The sequence below is a fragment of the Collinsella sp. WCA1-178-WT-3 (M1) genome (assembly GCF_009696325.1).
GTDB lineage: Bacteria > Actinomycetota > Coriobacteriia > Coriobacteriales > Coriobacteriaceae > Collinsella.
Genome location: NZ_VUME01000004.1, coordinates 118974 through 145879, shown reverse-complemented (window position 1 = coordinate 145879; position 26906 = coordinate 118974). Strand labels below are relative to the sequence as shown.

The 26906-nt window shown below is 59.1% G+C and carries 15 protein-coding genes and 1 tRNA gene; 4 read left to right on the top strand and 12 right to left on the bottom strand.

Annotated elements, in window-relative coordinates:
- Nucleotides 1-292: 292 nt before the first annotated feature.
- The 3 genes from FYJ40_RS04175 to FYJ40_RS04165 are packed head-to-tail and all read right to left on the bottom strand — an operon-like array spanning nucleotide 293 to nucleotide 3620.
- Nucleotides 293-1498: an ABC transporter permease gene (locus FYJ40_RS04175; RefSeq protein ID WP_154516606.1), complete on the bottom strand. Its 1206-nt coding sequence runs from the start codon at nucleotides 1496-1498 to the stop codon at nucleotides 293-295.
- The gene (locus FYJ40_RS04170) at nucleotides 1485-2672 is read right to left on the bottom strand and encodes an ABC transporter permease (protein ID WP_154516609.1); all 1188 of its coding nucleotides are present in this window, start codon (nucleotides 2670-2672) and stop codon (nucleotides 1485-1487) included. The genes FYJ40_RS04175 and FYJ40_RS04170 overlap by 14 nt, the downstream gene beginning before the upstream one ends.
- A gap of 9 nt (nucleotides 2673-2681) precedes the next feature.
- Nucleotides 2682-3620, bottom strand: a complete 939-nt coding sequence (locus tag FYJ40_RS04165; protein WP_154516612.1) for an ABC transporter ATP-binding protein — start codon at nucleotides 3618-3620, stop codon at nucleotides 2682-2684.
- A 166-nt stretch (nucleotides 3621-3786) separates the two neighbouring features.
- Here FYJ40_RS04165 and FYJ40_RS04160 point away from each other — a divergent pair, with 166 nt between their 5' ends.
- The gene (locus FYJ40_RS04160) at nucleotides 3787-4932 is read left to right on the top strand and encodes a sensor histidine kinase (protein ID WP_154516615.1); all 1146 of its coding nucleotides are present in this window, start codon (nucleotides 3787-3789) and stop codon (nucleotides 4930-4932) included.
- Nucleotides 4929-5558: a response regulator transcription factor gene (locus FYJ40_RS04155; RefSeq protein ID WP_154516618.1), complete on the top strand. Its 630-nt coding sequence runs from the start codon at nucleotides 4929-4931 to the stop codon at nucleotides 5556-5558. The genes FYJ40_RS04160 and FYJ40_RS04155 overlap by 4 nt, the downstream gene beginning before the upstream one ends.
- Nucleotides 5559-6166: 608 nt before the next feature.
- On the opposite strand, the gene FYJ40_RS04150 is transcribed toward FYJ40_RS04155, so the two are convergent.
- From FYJ40_RS04150 to bilR, 8 genes are all read right to left on the bottom strand, one after another.
- Nucleotides 6167-12520 carry a Spy0128 family protein gene (locus tag FYJ40_RS04150; RefSeq protein ID WP_154516621.1) on the bottom strand — a complete coding sequence of 2118 codons (6354 nt, stop codon included), beginning with the start codon at nucleotides 12518-12520 and terminating at the stop codon, nucleotides 6167-6169.
- A 207-nt stretch (nucleotides 12521-12727) separates the two neighbouring features.
- Entirely contained in the window at nucleotides 12728-13069 is a 342-nt protein-coding gene (locus tag FYJ40_RS04145) for a 4Fe-4S dicluster domain-containing protein (protein WP_154516624.1), read from the bottom strand.
- 7 nt (nucleotides 13070-13076) lie between these two features.
- Complete coding sequence (locus FYJ40_RS04140) at nucleotides 13077-14165, bottom strand: nickel-dependent hydrogenase large subunit (RefSeq protein ID WP_154516627.1); 1089 nt, start codon at nucleotides 14163-14165, stop codon at nucleotides 13077-13079.
- 5 nt (nucleotides 14166-14170) lie between these two features.
- Nucleotides 14171-14881 (bottom strand): NADH-quinone oxidoreductase subunit C, encoded by a 711-nt coding sequence (locus FYJ40_RS04135; RefSeq protein WP_154516630.1) that lies wholly within the window; start codon nucleotides 14879-14881, stop codon nucleotides 14171-14173.
- The gene (locus tag FYJ40_RS04130) at nucleotides 14881-15474 is read right to left on the bottom strand and encodes an NADH-quinone oxidoreductase subunit B family protein (RefSeq protein WP_154516632.1); all 594 of its coding nucleotides are present in this window, start codon (nucleotides 15472-15474) and stop codon (nucleotides 14881-14883) included. Before FYJ40_RS04130 ends, FYJ40_RS04135 begins: the two co-directional genes overlap by 1 nt.
- A gap of 12 nt (nucleotides 15475-15486) precedes the next feature.
- Nucleotides 15487-18369 (bottom strand): proton-conducting transporter membrane subunit, encoded by a 2883-nt coding sequence (locus FYJ40_RS04125; protein ID WP_154516635.1) that lies wholly within the window; start codon nucleotides 18367-18369, stop codon nucleotides 15487-15489.
- Between the two features lie 286 nt (nucleotides 18370-18655).
- Nucleotides 18656-19051, bottom strand: coding sequence for a helix-turn-helix domain-containing protein (locus FYJ40_RS04120; RefSeq protein ID WP_229770663.1), 396 nt, complete (start codon nucleotides 19049-19051; stop codon nucleotides 18656-18658).
- 454 nt (nucleotides 19052-19505) lie between these two features.
- Nucleotides 19506-21536 (bottom strand): bilirubin reductase, long form, encoded by a 2031-nt coding sequence (bilR, locus tag FYJ40_RS04115; protein WP_229770656.1) that lies wholly within the window; start codon nucleotides 21534-21536, stop codon nucleotides 19506-19508.
- A 1894-nt stretch (nucleotides 21537-23430) separates the two neighbouring features.
- Between bilR and FYJ40_RS04110 the strand changes: the two genes are divergently transcribed.
- Nucleotides 23431-24384: a helix-turn-helix transcriptional regulator gene (locus tag FYJ40_RS04110; RefSeq protein WP_154516643.1), complete on the top strand. Its 954-nt coding sequence runs from the start codon at nucleotides 23431-23433 to the stop codon at nucleotides 24382-24384.
- 258 nt (nucleotides 24385-24642) lie between these two features.
- A complete protein-coding gene (locus tag FYJ40_RS04105) occupies nucleotides 24643-26307 on the top strand; it encodes a C45 family autoproteolytic acyltransferase/hydolase (protein ID WP_154516646.1) in 1665 nt (554 codons plus the stop codon).
- Between the two features lie 325 nt (nucleotides 26308-26632).
- Here the strand turns inward: FYJ40_RS04105 and FYJ40_RS04100 are convergent.
- Nucleotides 26633-26709, bottom strand: a tRNA-Met gene (locus FYJ40_RS04100).
- Between the last annotated feature and the right edge of the window lie 197 nt (nucleotides 26710-26906).

Here is a 26906-nt window from a genome sequence, read left to right as displayed (position 1 = left end):
CAAGTACGGCGCCTAGTCATTGGGGACGTTCTTAAATGAGTGACTACTCATTGGGGACAGACTTAAATGACTGAAACCACTCATTGGGGACGGACTTAAATGAGTGCCTCGCCACCTGGCGGCTAGGGACGTTCCTTTCCTGCCGGCAGCTGGGGACAGCCCTTGCCAACCCGACCGGCGAGCCGGCGAATCGGCAAAGACTGTCCCCGATGACTGGTCGTTTAAGTCTGTCCCCAATGACCACTCTTGGTCGTTTAAGTCTGTCCCCAATGAGCACCCAATGACTAGGTAGCTAGGCGTGGGATTTGGCGCGTGCGAGGGCTAGGCCTACGGCAGCGATGGCCGCGGCAAAGAGCACCGTGACGCCCAGATCGCAGGCGATGTCTCCCAGCACGGCGGACGTCAGGTCCGCGGCGAGCGCCTTGCCGATTGCGTCGTTCACCCAAAACGTCGGTACAAAGTGCGCCACCGTCTGCACGGCCGGGCCCATCAGCGACAGCGGCATCCAGGCGCCGCCCAAAAACGTCATGAGCATGCCGAGCAGGTTACCCACACCGTTGAGCAGCTCCTCGCGCGCGCCCAGGCTCGACAACGCAAAGCCAACGGCCAGCGGCGTGCACGCCAGGGCAAACGTTGCCGCCAGCGCTAGGCACACACGACTCGCGCCGACCTCGGCGACCGCGCCGGCAAAGCCCACGACGCCCATCATGCTCGACACAAACCAGATGCAGACGGCGAGCACGGCGGCGGCCGCAAACACGGCAAGCGAGCGCTGACGCTCGGAGACCGGACTGGCCTCCATGCGGCGCACGCGCTCGGGCTCGTTCATGCCCGAGAACACCAGCCCCACCGATACGATGACCGACGAGATAATCGCGTACGTGCCAAAGTTGAAGTACGACTCAAGCGTGGCGGCGGCTGTCGAGTCGACCTTGACCTGCTCGATCTCGACCTCCGCGCGCTTGGCGGCGGCATGCTCGGCGGCCTTGGCGACGTCACCGTCGGAGGCAGTAGAATCAAGTGCGGCCGCGGCGCCCGCGAGCGAGATCCAGCGCGAGGCCTCGGCAGACGAAAGCGCCGCCGCCATGGTGCCGGCACCGTAGGTCACATCGAGCTTGGGCAGGGACTCCCCCGCTCGGGCGGCTGCGACGAGGTCGTCCTCAAACCCCTCCGGGATAAAGAACACGCAGTCGGCGCTGCCCTTGGCACTGTTGCTCTTGGAGAGCGCGTCCGCAAGGTCGTAGGTGTCCTCGCCGATACCCGTGACCAGATCAAAGCGCGAGCCCAGGTGCTTGGTAAGCGCCCGCGAAAGGTCGCTGTCGTCGCGGTCGACCACGATCACGTTGGTGTCGTAGGGCTCGTACTCGGTGAGCTGCGACGAGTTCCAGCTCACCGATGCCGCGATGAATACGCCCATGAGCGAGATGAACACCGTATAGATGAGCAGGTAGAACGGGTGCGCCAGCGCCATGCGAAGCGCAGTCTTAAAGGTGCTCATAGCGGCTCCTTCCAAAGATCAGCGTGGCGACGGCAACGAACAGCAACGCCATAAAGACCAGCGCGCCGGCGCGAACGGCAAAGGGACCCAGGTCCTCAAAGAAATACAGGCGGTTGAACATGTCGCAGATGAGCTTGACGGGATTGAGCCAACTCTCGGCCGGGCAGGCGCGGGCGACGTCGTCGGCAAGCGCCATCGCCGGCTCGCCATAAAGCCCGGCGAACAGGGCACACGTGGTGGCAAAGCCTGTGAGGATGCCCGACTTGGACGCCTTGCCGCCCTTAACGGGCAGCGTGCCCACAAAGAGCCCCAGGCCCGTCGCGGCAAGCGCGGAGGCAGCGCCGCCCACCAGACACAGTCCCTCGCGCCCGCCAAAGTCGACGCCCACGACCAGGCGCACGTAGCCGATCGCAATCGCCATCGAAGCAAAGGAGACCAGCCACGAGCCCACAAAAATACCGGCCAGCGATGCCGTCTTGGAAAGACCGCCCACGCAGCGACGCGCGCCAAGGCCCGACAGATTGGGCTGCAGGTCGACGACGCTCAAGGCGGCAAACTCGGCAGACATCATCGCGACCAGGCCAAAGAGCGCGTAGTAGTAGATGACCGTGCCATCGGGCGTGGCACGCGTCAGGCTCACACGGCGGGTTCCGCCCTCAAGCGACAGGGCGCGCGCAACCACCTCCGGGTCGGCGAGCGCCGCCGGGTTGTCCTGGGCAATCTGGCGCATGAGCTCGGCATTTTGCGTATACGAGCTTGCCACCGTCTCCAGGATGCTGCGGTCGGTGAGCACCGACGTCGCACGCGAGCTGTCATAGCTCGAAAGCAATGTGAGTTTGGGCGTGCCCGCGGCATCGACCGCATAGATGCCCGCGACCTCGCCGGCCTTAAGCGCACGGTTCGCATCGACTGCGTCGTCGAACTCGTGGATCTCGAGCAGTTGGTCGTCGCCTTCCTTGGCAAGCGACGTCGCCACGTCCTTAAAGGTCGAGGCGCCCCAGGCCTCATCCGCCACGACGGCCACCGGCACCGGGTCGACCGTGCCGTCGGAGCTCAGATTCGCAAACATAAACATGAACATCGTGGAAAGCGCGACGGGAAAGATCGCGCCCCAAACCCACGTGCTCGGCCGGCGCAGCAGCGTCTTGACCGTGATAATAATGGTGTTGAACATGGCCGCCCCCTAGTCGCGCAGCTCGCGGCCGGTGATCTCGAGGAACACGTCGTTGAGGGTCGGCGGCTCGCTCCACACGCGGCCGAGCGCAACGTCGGCGGCGCGCAGCGTGTCGAGGATGTCGACCAGATTGTGCGGGCTCGCTTCGCAGGTGCAGATGAGCTCGCCGCCGGAAAGCTCAACCGAAAGCACGTGCTCGAGGGCGCGCAGCCGCTCGACTGTGGCGAGCTCGACGGCACCGACCTCGACGGTCACGCGCTCGCCCATCTGAATCATGCGCTTGAGCTCGTCGTTGGTGCCCTGCGCCAGCACGCGCCCGCCGTCCATGATCATGATGCGGCTGCAGATCTGCTCGACTTCCTCCATGTAATGGCTGGTATACACCACCGTGGCGCCCTCGTCGCGCAGGCGGCAGATGCCCTCCAGGATGGCGTTGCGGCTCTGCGGGTCGACGGCCACCGTGGGTTCGTCGAAGAAGATGAGCTCGGGCTTGTGCGCGATACCGCAGGCGATGTTGAGGCGACGCGCCAGGCCGCCCGAGAGCTTGCCGGGGCGAAACTTGGCAAAGTCGCCCAGCCCGACAAAGTCGATGGCCTCGTCGACCAGCGCGCGACGGCGCTTGCGGTCGTTGACGTAGAGGCTGCAGAAATAGTCGATGTTCTCGCGCACCGTGAGCTCGTCGAACACCGCCACCTGCTGCGGCACCACGCCGATGCGGCGCTTGAGGTCGTAGCGGGCGGGCGTCATGGGCTCGCCGAACAACTCGATGGCGCCCTTGTCGTAGGCAAGCAGCTGCAGAATGCAGTTGATGGACGTAGTCTTGCCCGATCCGTTGGGGCCGAGCAGGCCAAAGATCTCGCCGGGGGCGATGTTCAGGTTAAAGTGGTCGAGCGCGATAAGATCGTCGTAGCGCTTGACGAGGTTTTCGACGTGGACGATGTCTGTCATGAGGCGGCTCTTCCGTTGATTGCGGCCCGGTACGATTGCATCATCGCAGGAGCCGCCAGCGCGCGCCAGTGAGCTTTGTCACGAGTGCGGCGGGGGCGGGCGGGAGGAATGTCACGGTTGCGGCGCCCGAGCAATCGTCGCGCGCACCATCGCGTACAATACCCGTATGAACAGGCTATTCGACAAATCGATCGTGCTGGCGTGCTGTATCGCGGCCGCTCTGGGCCTTGCTGTGGATGCTTGCTTGGTCGCGGCGTTTTGTCTTGGCGTCGCAGTCGCCTCGCTTACGGAAATTGCGCAAGGCGAACGTGCCCGCCGCGCCGGTGAGGCCGCGAGCTACGCTTACATTATGGTGACCGTCTTTGTGCCGCCGTTTGTGCCGTTTGCGCCCCTCGCCCTCTATGACATCGCGCGATACGTGCGCCGTGAGCACGCCTGGGTCGCGCTGGGCGCCGGCGCCATCTTTGTCTGCGCACTCGTCGCATATGCCCACGCCGGCGCGCTTCCCACCCGTGCGCTGCTGTTGACCGCCATCCTTTCAGTCGCCGCCACCTTGCTGTCTCTGCGCACCGCTCAGCTGGAGCGCGAGCAGGAGCGCATGCGTCGCACCCGCGACGAGCTGCAGGAGCGAGCCCTCGCGCTCGAGGCGCGCAACCGCGACCTTGCCGACCGCCAGGACTACGAGGTCGAGCTCGCAACGCTCGCCGAGCGCGCCCGCATCGCACGCGAGATCCACGATAACGTGGGACACCAGCTCACGCGCGCCTCGCTGCAAACCGAGGCCCTACGCGTGGTCCACGCCAACGAGCCCGGCGTCGCCGCCGACTTCGCTGACGTCAAGCGCACCGTGGACGAAGCGCTTCAGCTCGTGCGCTCGAGCGTCCACGCGCTCAACGACAACGCGGCGAATCTCTCCGTACAGCTCGAGCGCATCGTGGAGGGCGCGCGCTCAGATGGCGGGCCGCAGATTGAACTTGAGGTTTTGGCCGAGCATGCGCCCGCAAATGTCGCCAACTGCTTTACGGCGGTCCTGCGCGAGGCGCTTTCCAACGCCATACGCCATGCTTGCGCCCATACTGTCACCGTACGATGCATGGAGCATCCGTCGTTTTACCAGCTCATCGTTACCGACGATGGCGCGGGCGGGGTCCAAGCAAGCAGCCGCGGCACCGCAGAGGGCATGGGGCTCGGCTCCATGCGCGAGCGCGTCGAGGCGCTTGGCGGCACCTTCACCGCCGGCCCGCGCGCCGGCGCCGGCGGCTGGCGTGTGTTTGCCACCGTTCCTAAACAGCAAGGAGATGAGGGCCGATGAGGCTCATCGTTGTCGACGACGACCGCTTGGTGGTCGATTCGCTCAAGATAATCCTGGGCGCCCAGCCGCAGATCGAAGTGGTGGGTACCGGTGCCAACGGCAACGATGCGGTTTCACTCTATGCCGAACACGCACCCGATATCGCACTGCTCGACATCCAGATGCCGGGGCGCGACGGGCTTTCGGCGGCCCGCGAGATCCTTGAGCGCGACCCTGCGGCGCGCGTGGTGTTTCTGACGACATTCTCGGATGACGAGTACATTGTGTCGGCGCTCAAACTAGGTGCCCGCGGCTACCTGATCAAAACCGATGTCGCCGCCATCCCGCCGGCGTTGGCCCAGGTCATGGACGGTAAACGCGTGCTCGAGGGTAAGGCGATCGAGGATATCAACTTTGATGGGGCGGGCGTCGAGGTGGGCACGACCCGCCGGCCCGCGGCCTTCGTCAGCCTGACCGACCGCGAGTTCGAGGTCGCCGAGCTCATTGCCCGCGGCCTCGATAACAAGGAGATTGCCGCCACCGCCTATATGGGCGAAGGCACCGTGCGAAACCGCATCAGCTCAATCCTGGCCAAAATGGGCCTGCGCAACCGCACCCAAATCGCCATCGCCTACCTGCGAGGGTAGTTGCCCGAAGACCGACCGCCCCGACATAACAAAATGTCTGCTACCGATTTAATGCCATTTCAAAACTATGCCGGTTTACGGGGCCAAACTCAGGACCCCCATCCATACCCGCGTTTTCTGTAAAATGACAGCTCGTCTACCTGCGGTTTTATTTTCACGAATATCAGCATGGTTGGGGACTCGTGACTCAGCCCCGTAAACCGGCCTAGTTTTGTCCGAGCGGCCACGTCAGGTGTCTCCGAAAGCCGCTTCAAGCCAAAAATGATCCGTTTTCCTCCGTCCCCAAGGGATCAGCCGGAACCGCTCCACGAAATCGGCCCATCTACTACGTTTAACTCGATACCCCTGACCATACCTTCGTTTTGAGCAAAACCGCAGGCGTTCTACCTGCGGTTTTGTTTTCGCGTTTTTTGACATGGTTGGGGGTAAGGGACTAAACGTAGTAGATGGGTCGGTTTCGTGGCGAGCCCTCCTCGCCTACGCACAAAAGCGCCGCCACGGAGGAGGGAGATGCCTCCGTGGCGGCTGGGGGTGGGGGGGGGTGGGGCTATGTTCTGGCTCCCCGCCGGCCGCCCGGGGCCTTTTGGCCCCGGGCGCCGCCAGCGTGCCTAGCGTTTACGGATACCCCAGACCAGGGCTCCGACGCCGGCTATGGCGATAACAAATGCCATGAGCAGTGCGGCGGTCTGCTGGTCACCCGTGGTGGGCAGGAAACCCTTGACCGTCTTGACGATGTTCGTCACGGTCTTGGGCGTGCCGGGATCGGGCGTCGGCACGGGCGTCTCGGGCTTCTTGTACGTGTTGTTGAACACGATGCCCTCGACGCTCTTGTCGCCCTTGGTAAAGGCGACATTCGCCTTGAGGTTGCCCTCGCCGTCATCGGCCACGTTGACGGTCGCGGTAAAGACGGACTTGTCATAGGTCATACCGGCCTCGTCGCCCTTGACCTCGCTGATGGTGTAGACGTACGTACCGGGCTCGTCGTACTCGAACTTGTCGAAGTTGATCTTGCCATCGGCATCGTTGGTGACCGTAGACTCAATGTCCTCGCCAAAGAGCTTAAAGCTAAACTCGTCCTTCTTGAGCTCGCGTCCCTCGAGCACCTTGATGGCACCGATGGAGACCTGCGTGGGCATGGCATGATACTTGTTGGTAAAGCCAGCCGACTCAGTAGTTCCCTCGAGCTTGTGCGTCGCGGTCAGCGTGCCGTCGCCGTTGTCGGAGACGGTGGTCACGACGGTGTAGGTCGTGCCGTCATAGGTGACGCCCTTGTACAGGCCGAGCGCGTTGGGGCAAGCCTCGCGCAGCATGTACGTGTGCGCGCCAGGTGCCTCGTAGCGGATCGGGCTCAGCGCGACGGTGCCATTGGCGTCGTTGGTGCCGGTCGCGACAACCACGCCGTCCTCGAGCAGCTCAAACGTGAACTCGCCTGCTGCAAGGTCGCGTCCGGTCAGGCGCTTGACCGTCTTGACCTGATCGGTCACCACAGAATCGGTAGGCGTCACGCTGTAGGTGTTGGTGAACGTGAAGGCAGCGCCGTCGTCACCCTCGCGCACGACCTTCAGATGTCCGGCACCGTCGTCAGTCACGGTGTAGGAAACCTTACGCGTGGCATTGGCGTCGTTAGTCACGCCAGGGGCGCTACCGGACTCGGTCACCGTGTAGGTAAAGGTGTGCGAGCGCGGGGCGGTGGGGGCTGCGGGCACGGACTCGCCGCCGGACTCGTCGGCATTGGCATCAGCGTCGACGTCGGCCTCTTCAGCCTCTGCCTCGTCGGCCTCGGCTTCGTCAGCTTCGTCTGCCTCGGCCTTATCGGTCGCATCATCCGTCACGCCCAAGGCGCGGTTGAGGTCCTCGAGCGTAAAGTGGATCTTGCCAAAGTCCACGTTGCCGGCCGCGTCGTTGGTTGCGGCCGTGCGCTCGGGCATCGGGGCGCCCGCCTCATCGGCGGTCACGGTAAAGGTGAACTTACCCGTGATATCGGCCGGGGTCAGGCCCTCGGCAGCCTGGAGCTTCTTGGCGCCGGCAAGTGCGGCATCGACGGCCTCGGCGCCATAGACGTTCTCGAACACGGGCTCGGTGCCACCGTAGTCAGGCTTCGCCGTCAGAGTGCCGTCGCCGTTGTCGACGACGATGACCTTAAAGCTAAAGCTCGACTTCGCGGCAGTAATACCCTTTGCTGCGAGCGGGGACGTGTACTCAAACGCCGTGTAGTTGATAGTCCACGCAAGCTTGGCGTCCGTGTCGGTACGGATGGCGCGTCCGGCGCTCACCAAATCGGCGAGCATCTCAGTCGTGTAATGCAGCGTGCCAAAGCTCACCTGGCCGTTAACGTTCCACGCCGTAGTGCCGTTGATGGCTTCCGTCTCACCTGCATAGGCAATACCGAAGCAGAACTCGCCGTCGGCCATCGGACGACCGGTCAGGGTCTTGGTGGCGACAATCTGCGCAAGCTCGCCGCCCGGGTTATCGGTCGATGCGTGGTAGCTGTTGGCGAACGGGACCACGGCGCTCTCGACCTTGTTCTCGCCACTCTTGTAGACCGTCGCATGCGTGCCCTCGGGTCCGCCGGAAACGGTCGTCGTAGCGGTGAGCGTACCAGCGCCATCGTCGGCGATAGCGATCGTCACGGTGCGCACAGCCTCGTCGTAGGTGTAACCGGGCTGGCCATCGTTCTTCTCGGCAACGGTGTATGTAAAGGTCTTGCCCGCGTCAGCCTGCGTAAACTTGACCTCATGGCCAGCCAGGATGTCGATCAGACCAACCGTTGCCTCTGCCGTTGCAGGGGACTTGTACACGTTGGCGCCCTCGTGCAGGCCGAGCGCGATGGCCGAAGCCTCGTCGGCGGGCGTCACGGTAAAGGTGAACTGACCCTCGGTCATGGGACGTCCGGAGAGGGTCTTGCTGAGCTTGAGGCCGCCGGCCGCGGCGTAATCGAGCTCAGTACGGTACGTGTTGGTGAAGCGGCCGCTTTCCTTCGTGGTGACGTTGGAGGTCAGGGTGCCGTCGCCGTTCTCGGTCACGGTCACTTCGGCGGTTGCGACATGCGCGTCATACGTCATACCGACCGCGCTGCCCGCGTTCTCGCGGATCTCGTACTTGTAGGTTCCGGCAGCCGTGTAGTGGATCTTGCCGAACTTGATGGCGGCGATGCCTTCGTTGTCAGCATCCTGCTTGGTCACGGTTACGGTTGCCGGGTCGGGCAGTGGGGTGCCCTCGGAGGCCGTGATGGTAAAGCTGAACTTGTCTGCATCCGTCCAGTCGCGACCGTCGATGGCCTTGCTCAGGCCAAAGTCGAGCTCTGTGTCGAGCGGGGTCACGCTGTAAGCGTTCTCGAAAGTTGCAGCCTTGACGTCGTCCTTCAGGACATGCTCGGCCTTGAGGGTACCGTCGCCGTTGTCGGTGATGGTGGTCTCAACGGTGTACTTGGCGCCGCTGTACGTGACGCCCTTGCTGGTGGTTCCGCCGTTGACCTCGCGCAGTGTGTAGGTGTGCTTGCCGGACTTGTCGTACTTCACGGCGTTCATCGTGATCTTGCCTTCGGCATTGTTGGTGCCGGTGGCGACGACCTTGGCGTCCTCGCCCTCGCCCTCGACGAGCTCGAATCTAAACTCGCCAGCCTTGAGGCCGCGGCCGTCCAGGACCTTGGTCGCGGTGATCTGGTCGGTGACGCTTTTCTCGACGGGCGTCACGCTATAGGTATTGGTGAACGTAAATGCCGCATCGCCGTCCGACTTGCGGGACACCCTCAGAGTACCCTCGCCGTCATCAGTCACGGTGAAGGAAACCGTACGCGAAGTCTCGGCGTCGTTGGTCACGCCAGCGACCTCACCGGACTCGGTCACGGTGTAGGTAAAGGTGTGCTCGCGCTTCTCGGGCTTCTCGCCCAGAGCCTTGTTAAGGTCGTCGAGCGTAAAGGTGATCTTGCCAAAGTCGACCTTGCCCTTGGCATCATTGGTCACGCTCGCGTTCGCGGGCATGGGTGCGCCCTCTTCACCGGTCACGGTAAAGGTGAACTTGCCGGCAATGTCAGCCGGGGTCAAGCCATCAGGAACCTGCAGATTCTTCTTGCCCACAAGCGATGCCTCGACAGGCGCGGCAGTGTAGGTGTTCACAAACTCGTTGCCGGCATCGCCGTAGACAGCCGTCGCCGTCAGGGTACCATCGCCGTTGTCGACAACGGTTACACATGCGTCAATTGCCGACACGGTGGCGCTCACGCCCGTAGGCAGTTTGCCGGTCTGCTCGGCAGCAATGTAGCGAATGGTCCACGTGGGCTTGTCGGAGCTAGCATTAACCGACGCCTTGCCCTCCTCGACCAGCTTGGCAAGCGACTCGGTCGTGTACGTCAGCGGCCCGAACTCAACCTTGCCACCCTTGTTGGTTGCATCCAGCAGAACCTCGTCGTGCCCCGCATAGCTCAGCGCAAACTTAAATTCGTCATCGGCCATCGGGCGCCCCGTGAGCGTCTTGGTTGCCTCAAGAGTCAGCGGGGTTTCCGTCTTGGCGCTATAGGTGTTCTTGAACTCGGTCTCGCCCGAGATCTTTTCAACGTCAGCCTTAAGCCCACCCGTGGCCTTAACCGCCACGGTCACCTTGAACGTGGCAACGTTCTCGCTGTAGGTGATGCCACCGACGCCGCCCTTGACCTCGCGGACCTCATAGGTGTACTCGCCCGGCTTGTTGCAGGTGATCTCGCCGAAGTCGATAGCTGCCTTGCCATTGTCGTCTAGGTCGTCATTGGTCACGGTCGCGGTCGCGTGTGCGGGCATCGGGGCGTCATTCTCGGACGTTGCGGAGAGTTCAAACTTAAACTCGTCCGCATCCGTCCAATCGCGGCCCTCGAGCACCTTGGTCAGGCCAAAGCTGGCCTTGGTATCCACCGTTGTCGGCGTCACGTTAAAGCTGATCTTGCCGTTGTTGCCCAGGTAGGAATTGACATGCGTCGCGGTCGCCTTGGCGGACACGTTGTTCCACTTGGGATTAAGAACGTCGGTCGCGGTACCAGTGTTGTTGCCGCCCACACTCTCCTTGGTGGTGTGGAGCTCGTCGATAAAGGCTAGGCGCGCGGTTCCCACGCTAAACGAAAGGCTGCCGTCCTCGTCAGCAACAATAGCGCCGTCAAACTTTGCAGCGTCGCCGCCGATAAACTCGATGACGGCAGAGGCGGGCTTGGCCTCATCGTTTTCGCCCTGCTCCTCAAACTCATCCTTGTAGTAATAGGTGCCGGTATCTGCCAGTGAATTCTTTGCAGGCTGCGTGCAGTCCTTGTCCGTGTAAATTGGGGTCTGTTTCTGGAAGTAGTAGTAGCGGTTGGTGTCGGCCGGCTCAAAGGTCGCAACCGTATTACCCAACGCGCCGGTCTCCCACTTGTTCGCGTAGAAGTTCACGGTCTTGGTGCCATCGTCGGCAACGGTCGTATTCTTTTCGATGTAAGCCTTGAGCCCCGTGACCTCCTCAGGCGTAAATAGGTTGTCGAGCGCAACACTCTTCACGCTCGAAGCATACTTCACCTGGATGGGCTTAACGTTGTCGACCGAAAGCTTGCCGTCTACGGTCTTAAAGTGACTCAGCGGAATCAACGACGCAGGAATATTGACCGTTACGATATCGCCCTTCTGGGGATTGTCATCGCCGGCGCGCTGCACGGTGATGAGCAGGTCTTTTGCCTTGCCGGTGAACTCGTAGGTGTCGGTATTGGTTTCTTTATTGACCGTCTTGCTCGCCTTGGTAAACGGCGTGCCGTTAATGACGACTTCGGTAAATCCGTCAACCTGCATAAAGTCGCCCAGCTCATCGGTAAACGTGATGTAACCGGACTTGGTCGCGTCGTAGCCCTTATCAATTTCGGTCGGATAAGGCGCCTCCGACGTAATGGCCTGTGAGATGTCGTCGAAGACCTTCTTGAGCTCTTCGGCATTGGTCGCCGACTTGTAGTAGTCGGAGTTTTCCGCGCGTGCACCATGAGTATCCCATGCCGTGGCATTGGGGTAGTTGCTCGAAACGGCCTGCATGAACTTGTTCTCTTTTTGGCTTTTTCCCGAATCCTGGATACCAGCGCTGGGATCCGCGCCATCAAAGATGCCGATAGTATAAACGGTGGCCTTGCTGTCCTTCATGTTCTTGGCAGCCGCCACGCCAGCATTGGCGACATCCGGATTGAACTCGCTGAAGCTTGTCGGCGTGCCGTCGGTAAAGAACACAACAATCTTCTTGGCGCCCGCGCGACCAGAAGTGATGCCCTCGGCCAGTTCTAGACCATAGTCGGCACGCGTGGCGCCGTCGGGTTCAATCTCGGCAATCCTATCCTTAAGAGCTTTCACGTTGCCGCCGGAGCAATCGGTCAAGTCTTTCATAACCTGTGTGTAATTGTAGGTGTGTCCTCCGTCACGATACGTATCGTTGCCGATTTTTTTGGACTTCTTGCCCGCAAACTTAACGATAGCAACCTTATGCTGCCTATCCACGCCCTCGATGCCCTCGTTTTGTTTGGCAATGGTGTCGATGAAGCTGCTGGCAGCGCTCTCCAACGCATCGATGCGCTTGGGCTTGGTGGGATCTCCGCCGCCCATGGTGTAATCCATCGAGCCAGAAGCGTCCAGCACCATCACGATATCAAGCGGTGTGGTAACCGTCACGGTTGAATTAGACGTCGAGGACATCGCTGAAAGTGTAGTCAGAAAATCCGACTCTTCGTTTTCATCGGTTGCCTTGACCGTCTTGTCGGTCCAGATTCGGCCGACGTGTTGGGTCGATACTTTATTGCCGCTATGGCCAGCCGCCCAGATTTCCCAGCGACCGCTCGTGTCGGGGTCGTCGACCGTTTTTCCGGTCATGGTCGGTCCGTCCATTCCGGTGCTGGACCTGGCGTTGGCCTCGGGCAGCATGGCAAATGCCGCAGCCGGCAATACCAGCACTACGGCCAGCATCACCGCCAAGAGACCCCTCGTGTACTTACCCATCGCGTCTCCCTTCTCGCAGACTCAGGCCTTGCATCAGCCTCAAGTTACGGAATGAGACACAATTTGAGCAGGTGACACACGTTCCAGATTCGGTTTTGAGCGTGAGACAAATGTCTCACCAAAGTTGAGACACGGGATTTTTGCGGGTAAACGAATGCGAATGAGGACCGGTGGGGCATTTTTGTCCCACCGGCCCTCATTTCCTCGCTACTCCGGCTTGGTTTCTACCGTGGGAGTCTTGTTCGCCGCAACCGGAGTACGGGCGGTGTCCATAGTCAGGCAGTGCTTGGGGCAGCTCTCGATGCACTCGCCGCACACCACGCAGGCGTACGGGTCGATCGACCAGGTACCACCCTTGCGATCGACCGCAAGCGCGCCCGCCGGGCAGCGACGCGCGCACATACCGCAGCAGATGCACACGTCCATATCGTTGACGATATGCCCGCGCAGGCGCTCGGGCGCCGCCAGCTTCTCCTGCGGATAGCACACCGTGACCGGCTGCTTGACCATAGAGCCCAAGGCCGTCTTGGCAAATGTCATCAAACTCATGCCGCGCCTACCTTTCCGTGCAACTAATGCAGGGGTCGATGGTCAGGATAATCATGGGCACGTTGGCAATGAGCACGCCCTGCAGTGCATGCGTCAGGCCCGCCAGGTTTTGCGACGTCGGCGTGCGCACGCGGAAACGGTCCAAATTCTTGGTGCCGTTACCGCGCACATAGTAGTACGCCTCGCCGCGCGGTTGCTCAATCACAACCTCGCCGCGTGCGCCATCGGCCGGCGTAAGCTTGGTGCGCCCGCCGATGCCGTCGTGCGGAATCTTTCCCACAAGCTCCTTAATGATGTCCATGGCCTGCGTGACCTCGGCACAGCGCACCTGGCAGCGGGCATAGCAGTCGCCATCGGTGGCAACGATGGGCTCAAACGCAGCCAGGTCCGCATAGGCACCGTCGCCAAACATGCGCACGTCGTAATCCACGCCCGAGGCGCGCCCAAACGGACCGACCATCGACAGGTCCAGCGCGTCTTTCTTGCTGATCACGCCCACGCCATGCAGGCGCTCGCCGCAGCTGTTGTCGTCCAAAAAGGTATGCACCAGGGCCTCGTAGTCGGGGCGCATGGCATCGAGCGTCTGGACAATGCCCGCCAGCTCGGAGTCCTCAATGTCATGCTTAAGGCCGCCGATCTCGTTAATCGACAGAATCACGCGACCGCCACACGTGCTCTCAAAGATCTTGAGAATCTGCTCGCGCAGGGTCCACGAACGATAGAACAGCGCCTCGAAGCCAAAGGCATCGGCGAGCAGGCCCAGCCACAGCAGGTGCGAGTGAATGCGCGAAAGCTCGTGCAAAATGGTACGGATATACTGCACGCGGCCGGGCACCTCGATATCGAGCATGCGCTCGCAGGCGCTGGCATAGCCGCAGCTGTGACCCACGGCGCAAATGCCGCAGATGCGCTCGGCGATGTAGCCAAACTGGTGCATGTCACGCTTTTCGGTGAGCTTCTCGAGTCCGCGGTGCACAAAGCCGATCTGCGGAATTGCCTCGATAACGCGGTCGTCCTCGAGCACCAGGTCCAGGTGAAGCGGCTCGGGCAGCACCGGGTGCTGCGGGCCAAACGGAATAACGGAGCGATGTGCCATGGACCTTACGCCTCCTTTTTCTGCTTATCGCGGGCGGCTTTGGCGGCAAGCGCCGCGCGAACCTTGGCCGCTTTCTCGGGATCCATGGCGGCGAGCTTTGCCTCCATCTCGGCAGCCTTGAGCGCGGCCTTGGCGGCAGCCTCGTCATGCTGAGCATCGGAGCCGGCAGCCGCAGCGGGCTGAGCGACGGCAGCGCCCGCAGCATCGCCAGCGCCCTCCCCCGCAGCGGCCGCGGCAGCGGCGGCCTTCTCGGCCGCAGCCTTGCGCGCCTTGGCCTCGGCGGCGGCACGGACCTTCATGGCCTTCTCGCGCGCAGCCTTAACCTCGGGCGTGATGACGCTCATGGGCTCGGCAGTCGAGACCTGGTAGAAAAAGCCCTTAAAGTCAATCTGCATGTCGGTAATGGCAAGCCCAAACAGGTCGTGCGCCTCATTTTCAAACGGGAACACCGCAGGGTAGTACGAGCTGATGGACGGAATCTCCTGGTACTGGTCGATGCCCTCAACCACCAGGTTCTCAATCGCATAGCTGCCGTCCTGCGCGATCTGCTCCTGGGCAGCACGAACGTTGATGAACGTATAGACCAAGCGATACGTGCCGTCGTCCACATTGCGCTCGGCGTGCATCTGTACAAAGCGGGCACCGGAACCCTTGAGCGCCTGGACATGCGACAGCAGCGCATCGAGCTCGACGGTGGTATAGATTGCCTTTTGCATTACTCGGCCCCCCTTGCAGCGGCGGACGCGGCGGGCGTCCCAGCAGGTGCGTCGCCAGCGGCGGGCGCGTCGCCGGCCTCAGCCGGGGCCACAAATCCGTCCTCGCCCAGCTCAACACCACCATCCCAGGTAGCGGCACCGCCCACGGTAAGCGGGTCGCCGCCGGCGCGCATCACGGCCTCCTTCTGGTCCAGGATGCCGCACGCCTCCACAATGGCGTCGATCACCGTCTCGGGGCGAATGGCGCATCCGGGCGCGTACACGTCCACGGGAATTGCGCGGTCCACGCCACCGATCACGTTGTACGCATCGCGGAACACGCCGCCCGAGCACGCGCAGATGCCGCACGCCACCACGCACTTGGGCTCGAGCATCTGGTTGTAGATCTGGCGCACGACGGGCAAGTTCTGGGCGTTGACCGACCCCGTCACCAAAAAGATGTCCGCATGTTTGGGGTTGCCGGTGTTGACCACGCCAAAGCGCTCCGCATCGAACAGCGGCGTGAGCGAGGCCAGCACCTCGATATCGCATCCGTTGCAGCTCGAGCCGTCGTAATGAATAACCCACGGCGAGCGCGACATTTTATGATCCATGGATGCCGCCTCCTAAATAAACACGTCGACGAGGATGGGCATAAGGTTGAGCAGGCCAAACACCAGCGCCACACCCCAGCCGAGCTTAAAGCAGCTGCGCCAGGTGCTACGGGCGAAGGTGTTATCGATCAGTACCTCGACAAAATACGTCATGACCATAACGACCAGGGCGACGACCCAGCTCACCGGGTTGTCCCAAACAAAGAACATGCCCACCCACATCAAAAACAGCACGGTCTCGCACCAGTGCATAAGGGTCATCTTGGCCAGCGTGCCGCCGCTCATCTCGGTGGCGACGCCCTGGACGATCTCCTGATGCGCGTGATGCGAGTACGAAAGGTCAAACGGCGACTTGCGCAGTTTGATGGTAAGCACCGCGAGCAGTGCGAGGAAGATGGGCGCGCTGTACACGATGATGGGGGCCGACTGCCCCGTCACGGCGATGGAATCGAAGCTGTCGGTGGCAAGGTACAGGCCCACACTCATCAGCAAAACGGCGGGCTCGTAACTCATGACCTGCAGCAGCTCGCGGTCGGCTCCGACCTGGGCAAACGGGCTTTGCGTCGAGGCGGACGCCAGCACCACAAAGATCGCAGCGAGGGTAACCATAAAGGCGCATAACAGTGTGTTGGAACCCGACACAAAGATGCCGCCGCCCACCACGGTAAAGATGAGCGCGCACGCCATGTAGGTATCGTCCACGGTGTTTACGCTGGCAGGGGCTTTGCGCAGGAGCTTGGCTACATCGTAGAACGGTTGCAGCAGACGCGGTCCCACGCGGCCTTGCATGCGGGCGGACAGCTTGCGGTCGATGCCGTCGATCAGGCCACCAACCAAAGGCGCCAGCAGGGCAAACGCCACGGTGCCTATAAAGATGCCCACGACACCCGAGCCTTCGAAATACTTGCCGCGCAGCACCGAGGGCTCGCCCATGGCGAGCGTATCGGGACCAATCCATGCGCAGCATAGCAGCGCGAACAGAATGATGCTGCAGCACACGATGCTGCCCGCGGGGCCAATGCGCTTCTCGCCAAGGGCGTCCTCCAGGTACCAATTGCGCTTTTCGGCCTTCACCTCGTGTCCCATCGAGCCGCGGAAATGACGGTAATTGTCGGTTCCCACGCCCGAAAGATATACGTTTACATGCGGTTTGTTGCTCACGCGGAATGAAGTCAGCAGCACCACGGCGATAAAAGCCACGATAACCACCATTAGATACATGGCATCCTTGCCAATAACATACGGCACGCGGCCAAACACCATGGCCAAGTAGGGCGACACCAGACCGCTCGAGATAATCGGGAACGCTACACAGCACAGAATCAGCAGCGCGGCGATAGTGTTGAGCGCTATCCATTCGGTCTTATGGACATTGCCCTCCACGTTTTCGGCCGTAGAATCCACGCCCGAAAGCTTGGCGAGCCACTTGCCCCAGAAGAAGAACGTCGCGGCCGAGCCAAAGGCCAGCACCATGATCATGAGCACATTGCCGGTCTGCGCAAACGCCACCAGGGCGCCCCACTTAGACACGAGCATGCCAAACGGCGCCACGAACATGCCCATGATGCCCAGCATCATCAGGCGCGTCAGGTGCGGCATGCGGCTGAACATGCCGTCCATGTCCTCGATATTGCGGCTGCCGATATGATGCTCGGCCGTGCCCACGCACAGGAACAGCAGCGACTTTGCCACCGTATGGAACAAGATCAAGAAGATGGCGGCCCACACGGCCTCGGGTGCGCCGACACCCAGGCAGGCACTGATGAGTCCCAAGTTGGAAATGGTGGAGTACGCGAGCACGCGCTTGGCATTGCTCTGCGAGATGGCCATGAGGGCGGCGAGCAAAAACGTGATGGCGCCCACGCTCGTGACCATAAAGCCGGTCACGGGATAGGTGGCGTACAGCGGGCTCAGCTTGACCATCAAAAACACGCCGGCCTTGACCATGGTGGACGAGTGCAGCAGGGCGCTCGTGGGCGTGGGGGCGACCATGGCGCCGAGCAGCCAAGTGTGGAACGGCATCTGTGCGGCCTTGGTAAGTGCGGCGATCGACAGCAAGACGACCGGCAGCACCAGCAGCGTGGATTGCGCGGTTCCGGCGCCGGAAAGCTCGATCATGCCCGAGATGGTCAGCGGCACGCCGTTGACGTGCAGGAACATAAGGCCCGCCAAAAACGCGATGCCGCCCAGCATGTTGAGGATGATCTGGGTAAAGGCGTTTTTGATGGCCTCGGGCGTGCGCGTATAGCCAATCATAAGGAACGAGCACACGGTGGTGATTTCCCAGCCGCAGAACAGCCACTCCAGGTTATCGCTCGTCACGATGACGAACATGGCCGAGAGAAACAGGAACATAAGCGCCAGGAACTGCGGGCGTCGGTCGGGCGCGGTCTGCCCACGCAGCGCGGCCTCGTGCTCATCGTGCGCCTGGAAGTCCTTCATGTAGCCCAGGGCATACACGCAGATCAGGCTGCCGACAATGCCAACGGCGAGCACCATGATCACGCTCATATAGTCCAGGTAGAGCGGCGTGGCGGTGACGACCTCGGCCGTGGGCAGCGTCATGGCAGCGAAGGCAACCGAACCCACCAGCTGCACCACGCCGAGCACACCGGTAAGCGCGTTCCTATATTTGAACGCGTTGTACAGGATGACGGCGCACAGAATTACGTCGATGACGGAGCCGATGATCGAGAGCACATGCGAGGTGCCGGGGGCAACCTCAAAGCCCTGCGGACCCGTGCCAAAAAATAAGACGGCGACTACAACGGTCACCGCCATAATAATGCCGGAGCCTACAAGCCCTACCGCATCGCGGGCTCGGTCACTGCGCGCGAGCAGCATGCCCATCGCCGGTACCAGCGGAAACAGGGTAAGGAAATACAGTAGCGTCATACCATCACTCCCCCATGCAAAAACGCTGCAATTATTTAACGTTATAGCTCAAATTGGGAGTTCAGGCGGCAGGTTTTCGGTCAACTGGGGAGTTTTAGGCGTATGGGGTAAGGACATGTCCGCTTTGGAGTAGAGAGGCAACGCTCCCCCTCTCGTAGCGGCGGGCGCACGGGCCACTGCGCGCGGTTTATTGACCACTTTGAAGGATGTCCCGATAGACTCGCGGCGGTCCAAAAAGTTGGCGCGGCAAGAAAAATGCGCCCCTGCGGACGCACCATCCCGTTCGCTATTCCGCCTTTTTAACGCGCGGTTTACGACCCCGCGGCTTATCGACCAAGGCGGCCTCGCCACCGTCGCGATACTGTCGGCACCAAGCTTTAACCGAAGACTCGCTGGGGATCTTGTGCTTGACCATGACCTCACGCACCGTCAGACCATGTTCCAAGCGGTCCTTAACCACGGCAAGCTTAACGTCAAACGAATATGTGTGGTGATGAGAGCCCGCATTGAGAACGGCGTCGGCGCCGCCCACGGCATACGCACGGGCCCACTGACGGGCTGTGGCCTGGGGGATGCCAAGCTCTGCGGCGAGCGCGCGATGGCCGACCCCTTCTTGGAGGATCTCGACAGCGCGCTGCCTAATCTCGGGCGCATGCGTGCGAGTCCTTGTTGTTTCTGACATACCTGCCACTTCTACTTCTTAGCCTTAAACGTTAAATTGCTTTCTTACGTGCAAGTTAGATAGTAGCATTTTACTGTTTGCTCAAAGCAGTTAATTAAAATAGACGCGGCGCTATCTGGGAATTTGACACCAATTTACGACATTTCTTTATTGATTATTTACGCTGGTAACTAGCTCGCAGCTAATCGTCATTCGCTTGCCAGCAAAATTGGCATCTCTTTATATCCTTTGGAATAGAGGATATGATTATTAACCCCTCCTCCAATAATTTTGAGCAGCCTGCAAGGCAGTAGACGCCTCACTCCCCATGATTAGCGCGCATTGCCGTCCACCGGGGCAAAACAAAAAGGGCGGGACCTGCTGCGCTTGCAGGCCCCGCCCCGATTGACACCCGATGGGACGCGGCCGGGCGAGACAGATCCGTGCTACCGCCCCGCCTGGCCGCGATGTTCAACTACAGCTCGTTGGCCGCGTGATATGCCGTGCGAATGGCGTTCGCAATGTCGGCGGTGCGCTCGCCCGAGCAGTCGCCCACACAGGTCACGGGCACCGTAACGCCATCCAAGTCAAACGCGTTGGCCTTGGAACCGACGGCCATCACCACGTAATCGCAGGCGATCTTCACCGGCTCCTCGGCGCCGTCATCGGCAGTGCGCACGGCCTCCACGCCCTCGTCGGTAATGGCGGTCAGACGGGTCTTCACGTGCTGCTCCACGTTGTGCTCTGCAAAGTCGCTCATAATCAGCGGCAGAATGGTCTCGGACTCGCCCGCGGCAATCTTGTCGAGCATCTCCACGATCGCCACTTCGCAACCGTGCTGCAGCAGGTACTCGGCAGTCTCGGTGCCCACCAGGCCACCGCCAATGACGGCGACGCGGCCCGTAAGCTCCACCTTGCCGGCCAGCACGTCCCAGCTCGAGACGACCTTCTTAGAATCGGCACCCGGAACGGGGATGACCACGTCGTGCGCGCCCACGGCCACAATCGCGGCGTCGGCGGCGTTGAGGTCCTCAGTGGTAGCGACGTGGTTGAGCTCAACCTTCACGCCCAGGCCGGGCAGAATCTTCTCGTAATACTCGACCGAGCGCATGATTTCGTCCTTGCGCGGAGGCGCGGCCGCCAGCACAATCTGGCCTCCCAGATGATCGCTCGCCTCGTAGACGGTCACGTCGTAGCCGCGCTTGGCCACCACGCGTGCGGCCTCCAGACCGGCAATACCGCCGCCCACAACGGCGATCTTCTTGTCGCCCTCGCCCGGCTTAATGGCGATGGTAGCCTCGTCGCCGTTCTCGGCATTGAGCACACACGAGATGTACTTGCGGTTTTGAATCGCATCGACGCAGCCCTTGTTGCAGTTGAGGCACTCGCGGATGGGTTCGCCCGTGGCGGCCTTCAGCGCAATGTCGGGGTCGCACATGAGCGAGCGGCCATAGGCGATGATATCGGCTGCGCCGTCTTCCAGAATCTTCTCGCCAGCCTCGACCGAGACAACACGGCCCACAGTTGCTACCGGCACGGAGACCAGGGTCTTGACGCGCTCGGCCACGGGCAGCGTCCAGTTGTAGGGCATGGCGCCCATGGACGGAATGGTGTCGCCCATATTGCCGGTGTGGTTGGCTTGTGCAACCTGGATCATATCGATGCCCGCGCCCTCGAGCAGCTTGGCGAACTCGCAGGCCTCGTCGGGCTGCAGGCCGCCCTTGCCACGCGGCGTGCCATCGGGGTTCTCCATGATCACGGGGAGCTTATACTCCACCATCAGCTGCGGCGCGGCTTCCTTGATGGCAGCGACGACCTCCAGCGCGTAGCGAACGCGGTTCTCAAACGAGCCACCGTACTCGTCGGTTCGCTTGTTGAGGGTCGCGGAGCACAGCGAACCCACCAGGCGGTCGCCGTGGACCTCGATGGCGTCGATGCCGGCCCGCTGCGCGCGAGCGGCCGAGGCAGCGATGGCCTCCTTGATCTGGGCGAGCTGCTCTACGCTCGCCTCGTTCACAAAGTGCTGCATGTCGTGGTGCAGCTTGGCGTATGCCTGCTTGCGGATCTCGTTGGACTCGGCCATCTTGGCGGCAAAGGTCTCCTCGTCGCCGGCGGCCTTGGCCTCCTGCGCGGCTTTGGCCGCAGCCATGGAGCCCATGACCATGCGGCCGACACCGGGCACGTCGTACTCGGGGTGGAACAGCTGCAGCGCGACCTTGGCACCGTGCTTGTGGACGGCGTCGGCCAGCGCCTTAAACGTGGGGATCTGGGCGTCGGTTGCCAGCTTGGGCGTGGGGCTTGCGGTCATGACGGGAGCGACGTCGCCGATGACGATGTAGCCCACGCCGCCACGGGCCAGACGCTCGTAAAAAGCCAGGCTGCGCTCGCCGATGGAACCGTCGCGCTCCTCATAGCCGGTGGTCAGCGGCGGAAACATAATGCGGTTCTTGAGCTCAAGGGGGCCAACCGTAATGGGCTGGAGCAGCTTGGACGCAGGTGCGGTCATGGACATTCCTCTCTTGTAGACGCGGCGGCGATGGTGCCGCGTAGTTGTTTAGAGGATATGGCATGGGGGGTACAGCGGCACAACGAAAATCGGCGGATAGCAGGCAGCGGCAGGCGGATGGGGCGGGGCGGCCCGTCGGTTTGTCTCGATCTGTAACAGCTACCCAGCAAAACCGGGTCTTACTGTTACAGATCGAGATATTCCTCTCGACCCATCCTCAACAATCTAAATCTGTAACAGCTAGACCCACTTTTGACCCCTACCTGTTACAGATCAAGACAAACGGAAGCGTTCCGTCGGAAAATCTCGATTTATAACACCTACAGGCCAAAAACGACCCCAGATGTTACAGATCGAGACGAACAAACTCGGTCCGACCAAACATCTCAATCTGTAACATCTAGACCGACTTTTGGCCTCCACCTGTTACAGATCAAGACAAACGGCAACTGTCCGTCCGAATATCTCAATCTGAAACAACAACTCGGCAAAATCCGTCCCTCGTGTTACAGATCGAGACAAACGGAGCCCCGCTCGCCGGAAATCTAAATCTGTAACATCTACAGACCAAAATCGGACCCACCTGTTACAGATTGAGACAGCCCCAACAACACCGTCCCCGTTCGAGAAAACGACCGCCACACTCACCTTTTTAAACAACCTAATACTGCGCAGCCTGCGATAATAATTTGGTCATGCGTCGACTACGGCGAAGACGCGGCAGAGGGGACACCCATGCAACCGAGTACCACCGATAGGTCCACCGCAAAGCAAGCGCTGCTCGAGGCGCTCTTGAGCGACGCGGGGCTCAAGAACCTCACGCAAACAGCCTCTACCGTTATGGGCAACCCGGTGCTCGTCGTCGATCCCGTCTACCGCTATGCCGCCCGCGGTGGCTTTGAGCTCGACGATGCCGACGACCCCCCCCTTTTTTGCAGCCATCACCCGCGCCGAGCTCTCCGAAGGCGATATGCTGCAGGACGAAGCCGTGCGCTACATCATCGAACGCGATCTAGACGAGAAGATTGCCCGCTCGACAGGCCCGCTCACACGCTATAACGACATGTTCTGCCTCAACACCATGACCGGTGCGATCAAGGTTCACGGCACGTGTCTGGGCCGGGCGATGATGATCGAGCGCAATCTCATGCGAATCCTCCTTTATAGGGCTCTCGGACGAGCCCGGGTTTCATGCGAATTGCATGCGTATCGACAGCCATACTTTCGCTCGAGAACAGGCTCAAAACCATGTGCAGGCGCACCGATGTTTGCCCATAGCGACCATGGGCTTTGTGCGGATGAACCATGCGTTTGGGCAACGCTTTCGAGCGCATGGTCCTGGCGCCATACGCACAAAGGGGGGCGGTGTGCCTTATGGCACCCGCCCCTGATAATCGAGTTTTCTTATGTTTAGTCCAATAAACAGTCCAATGTCTTTAGGCAAGATCACCCCGACGACGCTCATCCTGCCTGGAAGGCCAGACTCCACCCGCCCGCTCGATGGGATGAGTCCGCGCATCACCTGGACTCTCTACGCCTCCAATGGATCGGTAGCCTCTTACGAACACTTTCAAAAGTATGACAAGAGAAAGAAAAGTCCGTAGATTATGCATCTTTAGACTCGTGAAAAAGCGCATCGTGCCCGTCAGCGGCGACGCACCGGCCTTCGGGACGCCTGAGGGCTACTGGGCACGGCGGCGATGTTCATAGCGAATGATGCGGACGCTGCAACTGGTATTATATGACGTGCTATTGAAAGGATGTTGAAGAGGTTGCGGGAAAAGACTTGCTTACTAGAAGCAGAGCAAGGAGATCCAGAAGACGGATTGCGGATAAATGATATGAATTAAATAGGGCACTGCGCGCTATAGAAGGAAAAGGGTGGTGGCTCCTGATGCTGGTGCTGTCTGCTGTTTTAAGTTTATTAATAAAATCTGGCTGTGTAATCTGTGCAGCCCTTTATTTAATCCTCTATATCGGAGGTCAAAAGAAGGAATATCTGTATATCGCTCTGTTTATGCTAAGCCAGTACTTGATTGAGCTAATAGTTCGAGGATACGAAATTAGTTCGCCCCTTTATTATTACTTTCATAATTTTTTTTCGGTGCCCGTAGTAATCAAGTCGCTATTATATTTCGCCTGCGCCTTTCTCATATGTCATTTATTCAAGGGGGCTGTTGGAGGGTCAAAAACGTGGATATTGACATTGGTGGAAGCGCCATTGTTCATCTGGCTCATTATGTTCCCTTTGTTAAAGGTGCGTACAGGATTCTTGTATATTTGTTATTTATTGCCATTCCAACTTCTGGTTATCGTGCTGGCCTTTATCGGTAGCAGGTCCTTTGGCAAAACAGTGCATAAGAGCATGTTTTTAAGGTTAGATATGTTCTTGCGACTGGTTGGAATCCTGGGATTAATGACTGTCTTTGAGGATATTCTTACGGGGTTACATTATGGGCTAAATAATGATGTTGCAAGCCTAGTAACTAGCGGCGCGATTCGAAGCCGCAATTTTGGCGAAAGCGTCTCCCAGATAGTTGTTGCCGCATATCTTATTGTTGTTGCGGCGCGTTTTTTTGTTGACAAGATCACAGTGAAACCGATCAGCTATGAAGCCTTGACAGGAGAGCTTTCGGAAGAAATCATAGACGCCTATGCGACATCTATTGGCCTTAGTCTCAGAGAGCGAGAGATTCTGGGGTTCTTGCTCAAGGAGAAAAGCACACAGGAGATATCCGAACTGTTGTTTATTTCGACTGGCACCGTCAAATCTCATACGCATAACATTTACCAGAAGGCCGATGTTAGCAACAGGATGCAGCTGCTGCAGAAAATCAGATGTTCATAACGTTGATTACGTTGGGCTAATCAATATGAATCCCACTTCCTTTTGTTTATACAGTTTAGCGCTTTATGAACCCTGGTTCATAAAGCGCTAAACCAGGGTATAGGCTAAGATTGAACATATTTATCGAGACCAGTTCATGTGAAAGCGGATCGGAAAATTACATAATTTTGTCATTAGGTTGTCGGCAACGAGGGGCCTCTGCTTTAGCCATCAAGTTATCGGCAACACGGAACCTCTGAAAGAGAAGGTGACAGGATTATGAGAAGAAAGATAGCCTGCGTATTGTGTTGCGCCAGCCTATGTTTAAGCATGGTGGCAGGCCCAGGATGCTCTGCAAACAATACGCAAGGTGGGTCATCAGACGGCACGCTGGCAAATGCCGGATCAACTTCTGAAAACGAAGAGTTTGACGGGAAGTTCGATGCAACCGTCAACGCAGGAAATGCGCAAGAAGTTGTGTATGTAAATGGCTCCTGGTTTGACATGGGAAAGCAGTATGGCTTACAGCAAAAGGATCAGTTAGAAAGTAACTGGACAGCTGTAATGGCTTCAATTTATGCAGAGGCAGACGATGCCGCATATAACGAAGCTATGGGTAAGATTCTGAAACATTATGAAGAGGATGATCCATCTGTATTTAATTTCTTGTCGGGCGTAGCTGAGGGGGCAGGAGTCTCAAAGGAAGATGCAGTAGTTGCAGTTATGGGCTCATCTGTTCTTAACTATGACCTCATGATGCATTTTGATCCAGAGAGCTCAAATGATCCAGAGCGTTCAAAAACATGTATGAATGTATCTGCTTGGGGAAGTATGACTCAGGATGGTCATCATCTTGGAGCCGCTAATCTTGATGCAGTCAGCACAACACCCGCCGCAATGTTCTCGAGCATGGTTTCTTATCCGAAACATGGCAATGCAGTCATTGCATCAGGTGGACTGCAGGGAAATGCGTTCATGAACTCTAAGGGCCTTATTATTACCTATGCCGGAGGGCCTACGGCATCGCCAAGCGATGATGCTAAGACAATCGATAGGGAAGGCACCTTCCTCGATACTTTGTTTGCTTATTGGTACACAGCCACAAAGTGCGATACGGCAGACGAAGCAGTCAAAATGCTTACGAAAACTGAGTGGATTCACACGGGTAACATCAACGTTTCCGACAACAAGGGAAATGCGTATCTCATCGAGCAAAAAGATAATGCATATGTAGTACGCAAAGCCGGTGACTACGGTGAGACGGACTATCTAATTGCAGCGAATCATTTCAGGGATGAGCTCTGGATGAATGATTCATATGAGGCATATCCGGATAGCGTGCCAAGAGCCAATACTCTAGAAAAGGTTATGCAAGACGAGAGCGGCAGCGTTACCCCACTCACGCTCGCGAACGGACTCGGAAGCATTCGTTACTATGACGAGGGCAAATGGAGTGAGGAAAATTGGGACTTCGGTGGTTTCTATCAGTTCCACTCTCCAGAAGGCGATGACATAGAATTCAAGACAATTTTCAGGACAATTTTTGATGCAACTGATCAGGAAATGTATGTCTTGAGAGGTCATGACGAGAAATTCCGTTCAGACGTTCCCTATGGTACAGCTAATTACTACAGGCTTACTCTCGGAAAGAACATGCAGGCCACTAATAAGAGCGCAGAAGTCGACGCGCGTATTGCGGTAAGAAATGCAGGAGCTGAATTGTATAAGAAGGGCTCAGTGGATGACGAGTCCATGGAGTATTACAATAAGGCTGCTGAGGCGGTGCACACGGGATGCAATTACACCACTATGGCTGATTGCGCCAATGCGAAAGGCGATAAGGAGCAGGCTGCGATTATGTATGGCCTTGCTACTTCGCAGTTTGCCAATGCTCAGCGATACGCACAGGCATCTTATACTACTGAAAATGTAATTATTCAGTAATCTTGCGTAACGCTCAGCTCGTCATTTAAAGAAAGCGGAAGTGATCTCGAACCCTCCCTAAAGATAACGCTCGAGATCACTTCCAAGATGTACCATCATGCCGATCATCTCGGCATGATGGTATTTTTCGTTTATTCGCGCTGCCAGGCTTTCCTGCGTCTGACCCGGAGTTTTGATCGTGGAGGCCGGATTCGAACCAACGACCTCCAAGGCGCATAGATTGACACGGGGGATCCAAAATGCCCGCTCAGCAACTAGCTCGCCGTGCTATTTATCCAAAGAAAAACAGCCCAGAGGAACAAGGCCTCTGAGCTGTTAAAAGTCTTGGTCGCGGGGGCAGGATTTGAACCTACGACCTCCGGGTTATGAGCCCGGCGAGCTACCAGACTGCTCCACCCCGCAATGTCTGGGCGCCTCATGTGCGCAAGAAAGAATATTACTCGGGAGTTCGGTGGACGGCAAGGAAAATCTCGTAGAGCATAATTCCTTCATATTTAAAACCCCTCAGCCCATATCACCGTAAACGAATCGCAGTCGAGCGCCGTCGACAGCACGTATACAATGGTGCGCGTCCTTTTATGCCGAAACCGGGAGTAGAC

Bases quoted from the DNA above. Each gene is read 5' to 3' on its own strand.
- FYJ40_RS04175 (WP_154516606.1), bottom strand. From the start codon at position 1,498: ATGAGCACCTTTAAGACTGCGCTTCGCATGGCGCTGGCGCACCCGTTC.
- FYJ40_RS04170 (WP_154516609.1), bottom strand. From the start codon at position 2,672: ATGTTCAACACCATTATTATCACGGTCAAGACGCTGCTGCGCCGGCCG.
- FYJ40_RS04165 (WP_154516612.1), bottom strand. From the start codon at position 3,620: ATGACAGACATCGTCCACGTCGAAAACCTCGTCAAGCGCTACGACGAT.
- FYJ40_RS04160 (WP_154516615.1), top strand. From the start codon at position 3,787: ATGAACAGGCTATTCGACAAATCGATCGTGCTGGCGTGCTGTATCGCG.
- FYJ40_RS04155 (WP_154516618.1), top strand. From the start codon at position 4,929: ATGAGGCTCATCGTTGTCGACGACGACCGCTTGGTGGTCGATTCGCTC.
- FYJ40_RS04150 (WP_154516621.1), bottom strand. From the start codon at position 12,520: ATGGGTAAGTACACGAGGGGTCTCTTGGCGGTGATGCTGGCCGTAGTG.
- FYJ40_RS04145 (WP_154516624.1), bottom strand. From the start codon at position 13,069: ATGAGTTTGATGACATTTGCCAAGACGGCCTTGGGCTCTATGGTCAAG.
- FYJ40_RS04140 (WP_154516627.1), bottom strand. From the start codon at position 14,165: ATGGCACATCGCTCCGTTATTCCGTTTGGCCCGCAGCACCCGGTGCTG.
- FYJ40_RS04135 (WP_154516630.1), bottom strand. From the start codon at position 14,881: ATGCAAAAGGCAATCTATACCACCGTCGAGCTCGATGCGCTGCTGTCG.
- FYJ40_RS04130 (WP_154516632.1), bottom strand. From the start codon at position 15,474: ATGGATCATAAAATGTCGCGCTCGCCGTGGGTTATTCATTACGACGGC.
- FYJ40_RS04125 (WP_154516635.1), bottom strand. From the start codon at position 18,369: ATGACGCTACTGTATTTCCTTACCCTGTTTCCGCTGGTACCGGCGATG.
- FYJ40_RS04120 (WP_229770663.1), bottom strand. From the start codon at position 19,051: ATGTCAGAAACAACAAGGACTCGCACGCATGCGCCCGAGATTAGGCAG.
- bilR (WP_229770656.1), bottom strand. From the start codon at position 21,536: ATGACCGCACCTGCGTCCAAGCTGCTCCAGCCCATTACGGTTGGCCCC.
- FYJ40_RS04110 (WP_154516643.1), top strand. From the start codon at position 23,431: ATGCTGGTGCTGTCTGCTGTTTTAAGTTTATTAATAAAATCTGGCTGT.
- FYJ40_RS04105 (WP_154516646.1), top strand. From the start codon at position 24,643: ATGAGAAGAAAGATAGCCTGCGTATTGTGTTGCGCCAGCCTATGTTTA.